Origin of the sequence: Dinghuibacter sp., assembly GCF_035492835.1 — a bacterium.
Lineage (GTDB): Bacteria > Bacteroidota > Bacteroidia > Chitinophagales > Chitinophagaceae > Dinghuibacter.
In genome coordinates this window covers 1-16,499 of sequence record NZ_DATJIY010000249.1, presented here as the reverse complement: position 1 = coordinate 16,499, position 16,499 = coordinate 1, and the positions used below count along the sequence as shown (strand labels likewise).

7 protein-coding genes are annotated in these 16,499 nt (G+C 59.2%); all 7 read left to right on the top strand.

What is annotated here, in order from left to right:
- On the top strand, positions 1 to 1,313 hold a 1,313-nt coding region (locus VL547_RS22375; protein WP_325582164.1), incomplete at its 5' end, for a Gfo/Idh/MocA family oxidoreductase.
- 163 nt (positions 1,314 to 1,476) lie between these two features.
- Entirely contained in the window at positions 1,477 to 3,306 is a 1,830-nt protein-coding gene (locus VL547_RS22370; protein ID WP_325582161.1) for a T9SS type A sorting domain-containing protein, read from the top strand.
- 35 nt (positions 3,307 to 3,341) lie between these two features.
- Positions 3,342 to 5,036: a hypothetical protein gene (locus tag VL547_RS22365; protein WP_325582159.1), complete on the top strand. Its 1,695-nt coding sequence runs from the start codon at positions 3,342 to 3,344 to the stop codon at positions 5,034 to 5,036.
- Between the two features lie 263 nt (positions 5,037 to 5,299).
- The gene (locus VL547_RS22360; protein ID WP_325582157.1) at positions 5,300 to 11,035 is read left to right on the top strand and encodes a HAMP domain-containing protein; all 5,736 of its coding nucleotides are present in this window, start codon (positions 5,300 to 5,302) and stop codon (positions 11,033 to 11,035) included.
- Between the two features lie 15 nt (positions 11,036 to 11,050).
- Positions 11,051 to 12,253, top strand: coding sequence for a sensor histidine kinase (locus VL547_RS22355; RefSeq protein ID WP_325582155.1), 1,203 nt, complete (start codon positions 11,051 to 11,053; stop codon positions 12,251 to 12,253).
- A 22-nt stretch (positions 12,254 to 12,275) separates the two neighbouring features.
- The gene (locus VL547_RS22350) at positions 12,276 to 14,210 is read left to right on the top strand and encodes a transglutaminase-like domain-containing protein (protein WP_325582153.1); all 1,935 of its coding nucleotides are present in this window, start codon (positions 12,276 to 12,278) and stop codon (positions 14,208 to 14,210) included.
- A 3-nt stretch (positions 14,211 to 14,213) separates the two neighbouring features.
- Positions 14,214 to 16,499, top strand: a 2,286-nt coding sequence (locus VL547_RS22345; RefSeq protein ID WP_325582150.1) for a hypothetical protein, incomplete at its 3' end; no start/stop codon positions are given.

Genomic DNA, 16,499 nt, shown 5'->3' with positions numbered 1-16,499 from the left:
CCATGCATCGCAGAACCTTCCTCAAAGACACCAGTCTCGCCGCCGCAGGCGTAACCATCCTGAATTTCCCCGTTTTTGGAAAAAATGCGCCGTCCAACAAGGTCGTCGTGGGCGTCATGGGTCTGAACGGCCGTGGCTCCTACCTGGCGGGTTGCTATACGCAGCTGGCCAACGTGGAAGTCGGGTATATCTGCGACGTGGAGGAAGGCGCCATCAAGAAAGGTTTTGACGCGCTCAAAAACGCGTCCCGCAAACCGACGCTCGAAAGGGACATCCGCGAGCTCGTCAAACGCAAGGACATGGACGCGCTGATCATCGCGTCACCCGACCACTGGCACGCGCCGGCGGCGCTGCTGGGCCTGGCCCAGGGAAAACCGGTTTACGTGGAAAAACCCTGCTGTCAGAATCCCCACGAGGGCGAAATGCTGGTGAAATCCGCCGAAGGCCGGATCGTCCAGATGGGTAGCCAGCGGCGCTCCATGCCGACGCTGATCCAGGCCGTGCAGGAGGTGCACGGCGGCGCCATCGGTCATACCTATTTCGCCAAATCCTGGTACACTAATAACCGGGCGTCGATCGGCGTCGGTAAAAAGATACCCGTCCCCGCGACCCTGGACTTCGACCTCTGGCAGGGACCCGCGCCCCGGATGCCCTACCAGGACAACCTGGTGCACTACAACTGGCACTGGTTCTGGCATTGGGGGACCGGCGAGGCGTGTAACAACGGCACCCACGAGATCGACTGCTGCCGCTGGTTCCTGGACGTGGACTACCCGACCAAGGTCGTTTCGGCGGGCGGCCGCTATGCCTTCCACGACGATTGGCAAACCCCCGATACCCAGGTCGCGACATTCGAGTTCGGTGACAAGAAGTCCATCACCTGGGAGGGCAGGAGCTGTAACAACTACGGGGTAGAGGGCTCCAGCCGCGGCTTTATCATCTATGGCGACGAGGGCTCGCTCGTCAACCTGGGCGGCGGGGACTACAAGATCTACGACAAAAAGAATAAACTGGTCAAGGAAGTCACCCCGGACGTCAAGGCCGACCCCACCAACACCGTCAGCGCCACCGGCAACCTGGACATGTACCATTTCCAGAACTTCATCGACACCATCCGCGGGACCGCGAAGCTCACACAGCCCGTTTCGTCGGGCTACAAAAGCGTCCTGTTGTGCCAATTGGCCAATATCGCCCAGCGAACGAGCGGAGTCCTACACACCGATCCGGCCAACGGCCACATCCTCCACGACGAGGCGGCTGTTAAGCTATGGCAAAGGAGCTATGAAAAAGGGTGGGAACCCATTGCCATATAAAAGAATTTACATATTATTGTGGCGGTTTAAGCTTACCTCTTTTTGTGTGTCCAACACGCGACGTATGCCCGGCATGCGATTATGCGTGGACAACGTGACCGCCACGTAGCCCAGGACGGGGTTTGCTTGCACCAGCTTACCTGTTGCAACTAAATCCGACCCCGTGAAACCACAACCACAATGCGTCCTGCTTTTATTGGCGTTTGTTTTCCTGAATGCCTTTCCTTCCACAGCACAAAATCCCGGCGGCGTTACCGGCAGCACGTTCTGGCTTAGGGCAGACGTTCAAACGTCATCCACGACCGACGGTAGCAGTATTTGGTACTGGATCGACCAGGCGGGTGGAAATTGGACCTACCAGCTTTTTGGCACGGAGCCGCGGTACCAGGATGATGCCACTTACGACATCAATTTCAACCCCGTCGTCCGGTTTTCCGGGGGCGCCAGTCTCGACTTCCTGTCGTTGACGGGTCTTCCGACCGGCAAGACCGCCCGCACGGTCATCACCGTCGGGACCGCCGCCACGACGACGGGCACCCAGTATATCCTTTCCATGGGGAAAAACAGCAACGGCGGCGGCTACTCGATAGGGGCGCAGAACACCCAGGGGCTCCTATCGGGGAACGGGCCCGCGGTCACGACAACCGCGGGGTTCTGGCAGGCGGGTCAGCCCAACATGCTCACGGCCACCTGGGCAGGCAACGGGGGGACGGTGGATATCTATGGGGTGGGCAGTCTGCTGACCGGCGCCACCGAAAACCTGAATACGAACCTCAACTCCGCCACCATCGGCGCGGAGACCTGGGACGGGAACGACACCTGGAACGGGAACATCGCCGAGGTCATTATTTATAACACCAACCTCAGCGCGGCCAACCTCCAGAAGATCGGGAGCTACCTGGCGCTCCGGTACGGGTTTACTCTCGGCGGTAGCAGCCCGCAAAGCTACCTGTCATCAACCAGCCAGACGGTCTGGAACGCGGGCACCCTGGCGACGTACTCCAACAACATCGCGGGCCTCGCGCGGGACGACAATTCCGGGCTCGACCAGCTGCAATCCACGAGTAGCAACACCGGTTTCCAGGTCACCATGGGGGTAAGGGCAATCGCCGCAACAAATTCGGCGAATAACGGGACAATCAATACGGACCGGAGTTTTATGATCTGGGGCGACAACGCGCAGTCGACCAGTTTCACGCGCACGGTCACGGTGGGCGGTACGACCTATCACACCATGCAACGTACCTGGGCCGTCAGCAAAACCGCCTGGACCGACCAGAACATCTCGATCACCCAGGACAGCGGCAGCCGCGCGACGATGCTCCTGGTGGCCACCGACCCAAACTTTACCAACGTCACCCAGCAGATCGCGCTGAGCTCGGGGGCGGTCACCGTCAATTCAAACAAAATTCCCTCGGGCTCCTACTTTACGTTCGCAGGGATCATACCGCTCCCCGTCAGCCTCGTGAGCTTTACCGGGACGGCCACCAAAACCGGGAATATCCTGAGCTGGGAAACCGCCGGCGAAACCGACAACGCTTACTTCGCCATCGAACGCTCGACCGACGCCCGGAACTTCGACGACATCGGTACCGTGACCGGCGCCGGGACCACCGTCACCGAAGAGCGCTACAGCTACACCGACCTCAGCCCCATCGACGGGACGACCAACTATTACCGGTTGCGCCAGGTGGATAACGACGGATGGTCCAACTACTCCGCGATTGTCGCTTTACGCGGCGACGGAGGCCCCTTGTCGTATAAGGCCTACCCTAATCCGGCACAAAGCACCCTGCACATTTCCATACCCAACCGGGTCATCAATATGGGGATTTTTGTCTACAATTCTGTAGGGCAGGCCGTACAACAACGACAAGTGGAGGAACCGGGTGACGGGGTCGACCTGGATGTTTCCGGGCTGGCGCCGGGGTTGTACTATCTTCAGCTGACTACGGACGGCGTACGGCACGTCCTTTCCTTTATCAAACAGTAAAAATTCCCCTATTTTCGCGTGAATTAGACTGTCTTATGAAGCCCTACACCTACTATCTTCTTGGTGCCCTGCTGATGATGACACCCCTCCTGGGCGTTTGCCAATCCGATAACCTGGAGCTAAACACAAAGGATTACACCCTGACGGAGCGATTGGACATCAAGCTCGGGCATGACAGCACCCTGTCTTTTTCCACGGTGAAACCCTTCAACCGGAAGACGGTCACCGAACGGGTGGCTTATATCGACAGCCTCGACAAGGCGGGCGCCCTGCCCGGCAGGCTTTCCGAGGTGGACCGCTACGATATACGCAGTTTCCTTAGGGAAAACAATGAATGGGCGCCCCAGGGCTATCTCGACTCGTTTAAGCTCAAGCACCCCATCCTCAAGACCTTTTACGAGACGCCGGCGCACCTTTTTGCCGTGGATACCAAGGACTTCACCCTCCGGGTGGACCCCGTGCTGAACCTCCAGATCGGGAACGCCAACGACGGGACCGGCCAGATCTTTATGAACACCCGCGGCGCCTATATCCGGGGCAGCATCCTGAAAAGACTCGGCTTTTATACGTACGTCTCCGACAACCAGGAACGCGACCCGCTCTACGTCCGGAACTGGGTCAAACAATATGGGAATGTACCCGGTGTTGGTTTTTGGAAGGACTACGGCCGCGTGGGCTATGACTATTTCGACTTCCGCGGGGGCGTAAGCTTCAGCCTCCTCAAGGACTATATCCACGTCCAGTACGCGTATGACAAGCTATTTATCGGCAATGGCTTCCGCAGCCTGATGCTGAGCGACTTCGCCAACGACTATGTTTTCCTGCGGCTCAGCACCCGGATCTGGAAGCTGAACTACGAAATGATCATCGCTGAAACCATCCAGTCCGTGCCGCAGGTCGCCCGGGATGAGCGCCCCAAAAACTACATGGCGATCCACCACCTGAGCGTCCAGCCCTGGAAGTGGCTCAACTTCGGGTTCTATGAGAACATCATGGAAGACGGGACCTATGGCCTCCAGCTCAGCTACCTCAACCCCATCATCTTCTACCGGGCGGCCGAATCCAACCTGGGCGCTTCCGGCAAGGCCAATATAGCTCTCGACGCCAAGGTCAACCTGCTTAAACACGTCCAGCTGTACGGCACCCTGCTCATCGATGAATTCCAGATCCACGAGATCGCCCACTACGGCGACGGCAACTTCGCCAACAAACAGGCCCTCCAGGGCGGGATCAAATACATCGACGCCCTTGGTATCAAAAACTTCGACCTCCAGGGCGAAGTCAACTTAATACGACCCTTCACGTACCAAAACTTCGACAGCGTCACCAACCTCACCCACTACGACCAGCCCCTGGCCCATCCGCTGGGCGCCAGCGTCCGTGAATTCATCCTCCTGGCCCGCTACCAGCCCATCAACCGCCTTTACCTGTCCGGCAAGGTCATCAACTACCTCCAGGGTCTCGACTCCGCCGGCCAGAACGACGGCGGCGACGTCTTCCGCAGCTATAATTCCCGCCCCCGCGACAACGGCTGGAAGATCGGCTCCGGTATCCCTGTGCACAGCACCACGCTGAATTTCAACGCCTCCTGGGAGTTGTTCGACAACGCCTTCATCGACCTCAGCCTCACCCACCGTTCCTACAACGTTTGGAATCAGCCCAACTCGTCGGTATTTTTCTACACCGTCGGGTTCCGCATGAATATCGCGCGGCGGGAGTTCGACTTCTAAGTTGCCGCCGCTTCGGTTTTGTTGCCCCGGCGCCCGGCCAGCCCGGCGGGGCGGCGCCCGAAGCACGGTAGGGCGGGGACTTGGGTCGTCTGAAAGCCGTTTTTCTCGCAGAGAACACGGCTTGAAGATGACCCAAGCACCCGCCCGGAGGGGGAGAAGATGCGACCCAAGCACCCGCCCGGGAAGAAGGTGCAACCGCGTGAGGAAGGCATGACGCACAATCCGGTATACACTTTGTAACAGAAACAGGTTCAATAATCCTTATGAGCCTAGCAAAAGAACCCGCTTACACTAACGGAGAAACCGCGGAAAAATCCGGCGACATCGACAAAGAACTATTGCGGGTCCTCCTGGAGGTCCGCAACGGCAACTTCCAGGCGCGTATGCCCTTCGACCAGGTGGGCACCAAGGGGAAGATTTGCGACGTCCTCAACGACATCATCGAGATGAACGAGCGGATGACGCAGGAATTCACGAAAGCCTCCAACACCATCGGTAAGGAAGGGAAGCTCAACCACCGCATCGACGTGCCGTTCTCCAAAGGGGAATGGCGTAACGGCGTCGAATCCCTCAATACACTCATTTCCGACCTGGTGCATCCGACTATCCAGATAGCCGGGGTTATCAGCTCCGTTGCCAAGGGCGACCTCGGGCAGCAGATGCCGCTGGAGATCGGGGACCACGTGCTCCAGGGGGAGTTCTCCCGGATCGCGCGGGAGGTGAACGGCATGGTGAAACAGCTGAACCTGTTCAGCCGGGAAGTGACACGCGTGGCCAGGGAAGTGGGCTCGGAAGGGAAGCTGGGTGGACAGGCGACCGTCGACGGCGTGGGCGGGGTTTGGAAAGACCTTACCGACTCCGTGAACCTGATGGCGGGCAACCTGACGGCCCAGGTGCGGAATATCGCGGAAGTGACTACCGCGGTCGCCAAGGGCGACTTGTCCAAAAAGATCACCGTGGACGTAAAGGGGGAAATCCTCGAGCTCAAGAATACCATCAATACGATGGCGGACCAGCTCAACTCCTTCTCCTCCGAAGTAACGCGCGTGGCGCGCGAGGTCGGTTCGGAAGGACGGCTCGGCGGTCAGGCGAACGTGCCCGGTGTCGGCGGGACCTGGAAGGACCTGACGGACTCCGTCAACATCATGGCGGGGAACCTCACCGCCCAGGTGCGCAACATCGCCGAAGTCACCACCGCCGTGGCCCGCGGCGACTTGTCGCGTAAGATCACGGTGGACGTAAAAGGGGAAGTGCTCGAGCTCAAGGATACCATCAACACGATGGTGGACCAGCTCAACTCCTTCTCGTCGGAAGTGACGCGCGTAGCTACGGAAGTGGGGTCCGAAGGGAAACTGGGTGGCCAGGCCAAGGTGACCGGGGTGGGGGGTGTATGGAAAGACCTCACCGAGTCCGTGAACCAGATGGCCTCCAACCTCACGGCCCAGGTGCGCAACATCGCCGAAGTGACCACTGCCGTGGCCCGGGGCGACTTGTCGCGTAAGATCACGGTCAACGTAGAAGGCGAAATATTGGAGCTCAAGAACACCATCAACACGATGGTGGACCAGCTCAACTCTTTTGCCTCCGAAGTGACCCGCGTGGCGCTCGAGGTCGGTACCGACGGTAAGCTCGGCGGCCAGGCGAAGGTGCGGGGCGTCGGCGGTACCTGGAAGGACCTCACCGAGTCGGTGAACCAGATGGCCTCCAACCTGACGGCCCAGGTGCGCAACATCGCCGAGGTAACTACCGCGGTGGCCAAGGGCGACTTGTCGCGCAAGATCACGGTGGACGTAAAGGGGGAAATCCTCGAGCTCAAGAACACCATCAACACGATGGTGGACCAGCTCAACTCCTTTGGCTCGGAAGTTACGCGCGTGGCGCGCGAAGTCGGTTCGGAAGGACGGCTCGGCGGCCAGGCCAACGTACCCGGCGTCGGCGGGACCTGGAAGGACCTCACCGACTCCGTGAACGTCATGGCGGGCAACCTCACCGACCAGGTGCGCAACATCGCCGAAGTCACCACCGCGGTCGCCAACGGCGACCTGTCGCGTAAGATCGAGGTGGACGTCAAAGGGGAAATCCTCGAGCTGAAAAATACGATCAATACGATGGTGGAGCAGCTCCGCGGCTTCGCCTCCGAAGTGACCCGCGTCGCGCGTGAGGTGGGTACGGAAGGGAAGCTCGGCGGCCAGGCGCACGTGCCCGGCGTCGCGGGTACCTGGAAGGACCTCACCGACTCCGTGAACCAGATGGCGGGCAACCTCACCGACCAGGTGCGGAACATCGCCGACGTCGCCATCGCCGTGGCCAACGGGGACATGTCCCGGAAGATCACGGTGGACGTGCGCGGCGAAATCCTGCAGCTCAAAGAGACCCTCAATACGATGGTGGACCAGCTCCGCGCCTTCGCGTCCGAAGTGACGCGCGTCGCGCGTGAGGTGGGCACGGAAGGAAAGCTCGGCGGCCAGGCCTTCGTGCCGGGCGTCGCCGGTACCTGGAAAGACTTGACGGACTCCGTCAACCAGATGACCGGGAACCTGACCGACCAGGTGCGCAACATCGCCGAAGTGACCAAGGCGGTGGCTTCCGGCGACTTGTCCAAGAAGGTGACCATCGACGTAAAGGGCGAAATCTTCGACCTCAAGAACACCATCAACACGATGGTGGAGCAGCTCAACTCCTTTGCCTTCGAGGTAACGCGCGTCGCGCGCGAAGTGGGTACGGACGGGAAGCTCGGCGGCCAAGCCGAAGTCCGCGGCGCGGTCGGTATCTGGAAAGACCTTTCCGACTCCGTCAACCAGATGGCCTCCAACCTCACGGCCCAGGTGCGCAGCATCGCCAAGGTGGTCACCGCCGTGGCCACGGGGAACCTGAAACAAAAGCTGTCCATCGTCTCCCGCGGGGAAGTGGCGCAGCTCACCGATACCATTAACGAGATGATCGATACCCTGGCGCTGTTTGCCGACCAGGTCACGACCGTGGCCAGGGAGGTCGGCGTCGAAGGCCGGTTGGGCGGTCAGGCCAGCGTACCCGGCGCTTCGGGTATCTGGAAGAACCTCACCGAAAACGTCAACCAGCTCGCCCAGAACCTGACGACCCAGGTGCGCGCCATTTCCGAGGTCGCCTCCGCGGTGACCAAGGGCGACCTTACCCGGACCATCCGCGTGGAGGCCAAGGGTGAGGTGGAAGAGCTCAAGGATACGATCAACCAGATGATCGCCAACCTGAAGGAAACCACCCTGCTGAACCAGGAACAGGACTGGCTGAAGTCCAACCTGGCCAAGTTCACGCAGATGCTCCAGGGCCAGAAGGACCTGAACACCGTGACCAGGCGCATCCTCTCCGAGCTCGCCCGGGTGGTCAACGCCCAGCGCGGCATGTTCTATATCCTGGAACAGGATGAAAAACCGCACCTGCGGCTCTTCGCCACCTACGCGGGCCAGCACGACTTCAGCCTCGACCGGCAGATCGCCCTTGGCGAAGGCCTGGTCGGCCAGGTAGCCCTGGAAAAGGAACGCATCCTGCTGTCCAACGTACCCAAGGACTATATCCGCATCACCTCCGGTTTGGGCGACGCCACGCCATTGAACCTCATCGTCCTGCCGGTGCTCTTTGAAAAAGAGATCAAAGCGGTCATCGAGCTGGCGTCCTTCGAAACCTTTAACGAAACCCACCTCGACTTCCTCGGCCAGCTCACCGAGTCCATCGGGATCGTGCTCAACACCATCGAGACCAACTCCCGGACGGAGCACCTGCTCGAACAGTCCACGTCGCTGGCGGATGAGCTGCGCCGCGCCAACGAAGAGCTCCAGGACAAGGCCCACCTCCTGGTCAAGCAAAAGGAAGAGGTGGAGAACAAGAACAAGGAAGTCGAGGAAGCCCGCCGCTCGCTCGAAGAAAAAGCGGAACAGCTGACCCTGACCTCCAAGTACAAATCCGAGTTCCTGGCCAACATGTCGCACGAGCTGCGTACCCCGCTGAACTCCCTGCTGATCCTGGCGCAACAGCTCTACGAGAACTCCGAGGGCAACCTCAGCGAAAAACAGGTCCGCTACGCCAAGACCATCCACAGCTGCGGCGACGACCTGATCCAGCTGATCAACGACATCCTCGACCTATCCAAGATCGAATCCGGTTATATTTCGGCCGACTTTACGCTGGTCCGGCTCGGGGAAATCATGTCCTTTGTCGAGACCACTTTTAAACACATATCGGAGAGCAAGAGCCTGCGTTTTGTCATCGACCTCGACCGGAGCCTCCCGAATCAGATCAAAACCGACATCCAGCGACTCAACCAGATCCTCAAGAACCTCCTGTCGAACGCCTTCAAGTTCACCGAAAAAGGCGAAGTACGGCTCCGCATCTTCGCCGCCGCCAAGGGCGACTGGAAAACCAGCCTGCCCGCCCTCGACCAGGCGCCAGCGGTCGTAGGTTTCGAGATCAGGGACACCGGCATCGGTATCCAAAAGGAAAAGCAGAACATCATCTTCGAGGCCTTCCAGCAAGCGGAAGGCTCCACGTCCCGGAAATACGGGGGCACCGGTCTGGGGCTGTCGATCAGCCGCGGCCTTGCCGACCTGCTGGGCGGCACCATCGACCTGTACAGCGAAGTAGGGCGGGGGAGCACCTTTACCCTCTTCCTGCCGGTAGACTACAACCCGGCCCTGATGAAGAAAGAAAAGCCCTCCAGCCTGGTCATCAGCGAATACGCCATCGAGGGCTCGACCGTGGTCCCCACCGTAAAGCTCCCCGACCGCGACCTGGAGAACGTCAACGAGATCATCAACGACGCCGGCGACGACCGGAACAATATTTCCGTCGGGGATAAAGTAGTCCTGATCGTGGAGGACGACCTCCGTTTTGCCCGCATCATGCTCGACAAAGCCCACGAGCAAGGGCTCAAGGGCGTCGTAGCGACACACTACGGGGAAGTGTTTGGCATGGCCAATAAATTCCTGCCGTGCGCCGTCACGCTCGACGTCAAGCTGCCCGACGCCAGCGGCTGGCGTATCCTGGACCTCTTCAAGAGCGACATCAACTTCCGGCACATCCCCATCCACCTCATCAGCGGTGAGGAAAACCGCAGCCTGGCCATGAACCGGGGCGCGCGGAGCTTCCACCTCAAACCCCTGAGCGCCGAAACGCTGACCTTGTTGATGGACGAAATCAACGGTTTCAACCCGGTGAAGACGCGGGAGCTGTTGATCATCGAGGACAATGAGCTCGATTCCTCCCAGATCGCCAAGATGCTCGACCTGGGCGACCAGGTCCACCTGACCCTGGCGTCCACCGGCCAGGAGGCCCTGGAGCTGATCCGGCTCCACCCGTACGACGGGATCACCGTGGACTACGGCGTACCGGACATGAACGGGCTCGACCTGGTAACGGAGATCCACGCCATCCGCGGCGGGAAGATCATGCCGCTCACCATCTACTCAGCCCGCGACTTCACCGCCAAGGAGCGCACCCTGCTCAAGAAATACGCCAACAACATCCTCCTGAAGAACGTCCAGTCCCTGGAGCTGTTGCTGGAAGAGGTGGTGACCCAGCTCCACCTGGACCACCGGGAGCTTCCGGTCGACAAGAAGCGGATCATCGAAAACCTCCGGCTCAAGGAGGAGGTCCTGGCCGGCAAAAAGGTCCTCGTCGTGGACGACGACGTCCGGAACCTGTTCGCCCTGACCACCGCCTTCGAGAAATACAATATCAACACCATTACCGCCGAGAGCGGTCAGGACGCCATACAGCTCCTGGAAGAGGAGCAGGGCATCGATATGGTCCTGATGGACATCATGATGCCCGAAATGGACGGATACGAAACCACCCAGAAGATCCGGCGGGAGCACAAGAACACCCACCTGCCGATCATCGCGGTGACCGCCAAGGCGATGAAGGGGGACCGGGAAAAGTGTCTTGAAGCCGGGGCCTCCGATTATATTACCAAGCCCGTAAAAATCGACCAGTTATTATCTTTGATGCGGATTTGGCTATATAAATAGTCTGGCACCACACCCATGAACGACCGCAAACCCGACATAAAGCTGCTCCTCGTTGACGACCGCGAAGACAACCTCTTCGCGATCGAAGCCATCCTCGAACCCGACGGGTACAGCCTGTACAAGGCCCGGAGCGGACGCGCGGCCCTGCGCATCCTGCTCAAGGAGGTGGACTTCACGTTGATCCTGATGGACGTGCAAATGCCCGAGCTGAACGGGTTCGAGACCGCCACGCTGATCTACCAGCGGGATATCCTGCGGCATATCCCGATCATCTTCATCACGGCCAACGACTATACCGAGGAAACCATGTTCACCGGCTACCGCATGGGCGGGGTGGATTATATAAAGAAGCCGATCAACCCCGACCTGCTCCGTACCAAGGTGAGCGTATTCGTGGAGCTGTACCGCAAAAACCACCAGCTCCGCCAGCAGGAGCAGCACCTGATGCAGCTCAACCAGCAGCTGATGGAGAACGTCCTTCAGCTCCGGAGCACCAACGAGGAGCTGGAGCGGTTCGCCTACGCGGCCAGCCACGACCTCCAGGAACCCCTGCGCAAGATCATGCTCTTTAGCGAGCGGCTCCTGTCCAAGAACGACCAGCTCGACGGCGACGGCCAGGGCTATGTGGACAAGATCAGCCGGGCCGCCTCCCGCATGCAAATCCTGATAAAGAACATACTGGAATATTCCCGGTCATCGGTGGACTCCGATCCCTTTGAAGTCACCGACCTCAACGTCCTGGTGGAGGCGCTGATCAGCGACCTGGAGGTATCCATCGAGCAAAAGGGCGCCTCGGTTTCGGTCGAGCCGCTGCCCGTTTTACGCGTCATCCCGTCCCAGATCCGGCAGCTCTTCCAGAACCTGATCATCAACGCCCTCAAGTTCAGCCGGCCGGACGTGCCCCCGCGCATACGGATCACCGCTTCCGCGGAAGCCGGCGGGTTTTATGAGATCTCCGTCCGCGACAACGGCATCGGTTTCGAGCAGAAGTACGCCGACAAGATCTTCTCCCTCTTTAGCCGCCTCCACAGCTATGACCAGTTCGAGGGTACGGGGATCGGCCTGGCGATCTGTAAAAAGATCGCGGACAAGCACGGCGGTATGATCTCCGCCTCCGGGGAGCCGGGGGAAGGGTCCGTTTTTATCGTCAGCCTGCCCGTCCGTGAACCGGAAATTCCTGAGACACAGAAGGAAATCCCGGGAGAAAGCTTATCTTAGTCTCCCAATATCCTTTCTGTACATGAAACAGCTGCTCACGGGGCTGACCTGCCTGCTTATCCTCCAGGCTGCCCAAGCACAAATGCAAACGCCTGACCCACAGGGTTATGTAGACGCCGCCGCGCTCAAAAAACTAAGCAAAAAGGCCAAGTTCGGCGCTTCCCTCATCCAGGAGAACATCGATTTTTCCACCGCCAAGGGTATCCAGGGCGCCCCCATCGTGACCGCCACCGCCAAGGGTCAGGTCGACATGGCCGCCGTCCAGGACAAGGCCTATATGGGCTACATGGTGTTCTGTAACCAGTTCATCCAGGTCAAGGACTACGACTTCCTGATCTGGTACGGGAACAACTTTAAAAGCCAGCGCTACAAGCCCGTCAAAACTTCCCTGACCGACGACGACATCTACCTCGACGACGCCTATGGCGAGATATACGGTTTTTTAGCCGAGCAAAACGGACAGCGTTGCCGGTTCAAGTACGTCCAGGAATACTCCGACGCGAAGTACCTGACGCGGTTGTTTTTCCATGAATATTATCCCGTCCGCCAGCACACGATCAGCTTCACCGTTCCTTCGTGGCTCCAGCTGGACATCCAGGAGGAGAACTTCGACGGGTACAAGATCAAAAAGGACGTCAAACGCGAAAAGAACCAGGTCACCTATACCTATACCGCTTCCGACCTCCAGGGCGTCAGGGAAGAAGGGTCGTCGCTCGCGCGACCGTATTTCCTGCCCCACCTGGTCGTCACCGTGCGCAGCTATACGGTGAACCAGAAAACCTTCAACGGGTTCAAGACCCTGGCCGATCTCTACGCCTGGAACGACTACCTCTACCGCAAATGCTCCAACAATACGACGACGTTGAAACCGCTGGTCGCTTCGCTGACCGCCGGCAAGACCACCGACGCAGACAAGGTCAAGTCGATCTACTACTGGGTTCAGGACAACATCCGCTACCTGGCCTTCGAGGAAGGCTATGCCGGTTTTGTACCGATGACCGCGCAGGACGTGTATAAAAATAAATACGGCGATTGTAAGGGTATGGCTAACCTGATGACCGAGATGCTCAAGCTCGCGGGTTATGACGCCCACTTCTCGTGGATCGGTACCCGGGACATCCCCTACGATTTTTCTTCCGTGCAATCGATCTGCGTTGCCAATCACGCCATCTGCGTGCTGTATCTCGGCGGCAAGACGTACTTCCTGGACGGCACCGAAAAATACGCCCCGATGGGGATCAACGCCTACCGTATCCAGGGCAAATCGGTGCTCGTCGAAAACGGCGACACCTACAAGCTGGAAACAGTGCCCGCGGCCGATCCCAGCGGTAACCTGGTGCTCACACGCGCCGTGCTCAAGCTCCAGGGCGACACGATCGATGGTCACGTCACGCTGACTTTTAATGGCGAGACCAAGAACCTCTTCCACTACATCTACCACAGCATCCCGTCCGACGAAAAGAAGGATTTTATTAAGCACCTCGTGGAGCTGGGTTCTGCCAACACCGAGGCTACGAATATTGTAACGTCCGACTTCAAGAACCGGGATACGCCCATCGTCATCCAGGGGGACATCGCGATCGCCAACCAGGTCACCGAGGTCGAAAAGACGTGTTACCTCGGGATCGACTTCTTCCCCGGCTCCATCACCCGTTTTGTCCCGGCCGAAGACCGGCAGACGCCGATCGACATCAACTCGGTGATGCTGGACCGTTCGGAGATTTCGCTGGAGCTGCCGGCCGGAGCCAAACCGCGCTATTTGCCGCCCGTTTTCACCGCGTCCTTCCAACAGGATTCCATCAACGCCAAGTACGTGATGAAGAACCACACGGTCTACCTGACCAAACAGCTCCAGATCGCGTCGCCCGTGATCCGGACCGGCGATTTTGCCGCCTGGAAGGATTTTCTCAATTCCATTAAAACCTTTGATAGGAATAATATTTCCGTCAACCTTTAGTATATGCGTCGCTTCATATATATGCTGATCCTGCTTCCTGTTGGCGTTTGCGCCCAGGAGCGCATCTCTCCCAGGGAGCTCCAGACCAACGCCGCCAACATAAAGTCCGATTCCCTGCTGGGCGCTGACGCGGACTTTTCTTCTTCATCGTTTAAATGGTCCGACGAGAGCGCGGTCATCCTCTGCCAGAAAACGACCTTTAACTTCGACAAAAAAGGCGTGAGCGTCGGCCAGCGTATCGGCCGTAACATGCTCGGCCTGGCCCTGGCGCCGTTTACCTTTGGCTGGTCGATCGTCGGCGAAAACCTCCGCAACGAAGCCCACATCCTCGTCGAGGAAACCGAACGGCGCAAGATCCTCCTTAAGGACAAGGCAGCCATCGACAAATATTCCATCCTGTATTTCCGGCAGACCACCGACGGCGACGCCTTTGCCGCGCGCGTCATCAAGAAAGACGGGTCTTTGGTGCCGGTGGACCTCGAGGACGCGGTACACGTCGAGGACGTCCGTTCGGTACCCGGTGTCTTCAGAAGCTATACCGAGCCCGACGTGTCCACGGTCTACCGCCCGGACTATTACAAGATCGCCATCCCCGACCTGGAAGAGGGCGACGTCATCGAGTACCAGTTCCGCCACTACAATTCCAAGAACTACAGCCGGAACCCGCAATACATGGAGTTCGACCCGGTGTTTTACCTGTGTAACCGGGACATGCCCGTCGCCCGCCAGATCATCGAGATATCCACCGAGGACGACCACTACTTCGTGACCTATAAGAGCCTGAAGGGCGCACCCAGCTTTACGGAAAGCAACAACGGCTCCACGCACGTCTATCGCTGGGTCGACGACAACCGCGACAAGCGCAAGGATACCCGCTATGTCGACGACTTCCGCCAGTACCCCATGGTCAAGTTCCAGGTGGTCTATGCCCGCAACGGCAGCCGCGACCTGATCTGGTTCAAGAGCGCGGCGGACATGCAAAACGACATCCCGGTCAGGGACCTCGCCGAAAAGGCCAAGTCCTTCTGGTTCCAGACCGGGAAGGTCCAGAACACCGGCGACTACGCCGGCGGTCTGAGCATGGGCATCGGCGCCACCATCGACGCCCTTTATAAGGACATGAAAAAACGCGGGATCACCGACCAGCAGGACGACGACTACGTCCGCAAAGCCTATTACACCATCCGCGCGCGGACGCTCTACAACGCCTGGAGCGACTACGCCTTTGCCAAGGTATTCTCCGGTCTGCTGGCCCGGCGGAAGCTCGACCACGACATCCTGGTCACACCCTACAATTCCTTGTGCGACCTCGACAAGGTAGCCTTTAGCCAGGAGCTGGACTGGGTCGTGCGGTACAAAGGACATTTTTATACCAACCCGGGCGAGCACCGCAACCCGCAGGATTTGCGGCAGTCGCTGATCGGGAACACCGCGGTGAGCTTTAATTACAAGGGTTCCGCCGTGGCGGCAAAGACCGAGGTGCTGCCCATGACCGACACCGCGGACAACATGACTTATACAAAGGTGGCTGCTTCGTTCGACGGGGAGGCGCTCGACCGGATCGCCTGCGACAAGACGGTACAGGTCAAGGGCCTGTCCAAAAACGAGCTCCAGGGCGACGCCCTGGCCCTGACGCCCTTCATGGAAAACGACCCGCGGAACTACGACGGATCGAGCATGTGGGAAGGCCTCAACCCCAACCAGACCCTGAAGGCGATGAACGACTTTTCCCAGGCCAAAAAGGACTGGAAGGAGGACAAGCCCAAGATGATGAAGGCCGAGGCCGAGGCCGAATACAACGCCAGCGTCGAGAAATACACCGACTTCAAGGTCAAGGACGACGGCCGCAGCTTCAAGAACCAGAACCTCCAATACGAGGAAAGCTTTGTCCTGGGTGGCCTCACCGCCACCGCGGGCGACGACATCATCCTTTCCCTGCCCGCGCTGATCGGCCGCCAGCCCCGTATCGCCAAGGACGAGCGCACCCGCACCATGCCCGTCGACGTCGGCTATCCCCGCACGTTCTTATATTCCATCACCTTCAAGGTCCCCGACGGGTATACCGTAAAAGGCCTGCCACGGCTCAACCGCACCGTCGACAACGACTGCGGGAGCTTTATCACGACCGCCAGCGTCGCCGACGGGGTGCTCGTCATCAACGTGCGCAAGCTCTACAAGGTCCGCAACCTCGAAGCGTCGCAGTGGGCGTCGCTGTGCGCGATACAGGACGCGGGGTATGCGTTTTCGCAGATGCGCGTGGTGCTGCAGAAGGAGTCGACGACAACCGCG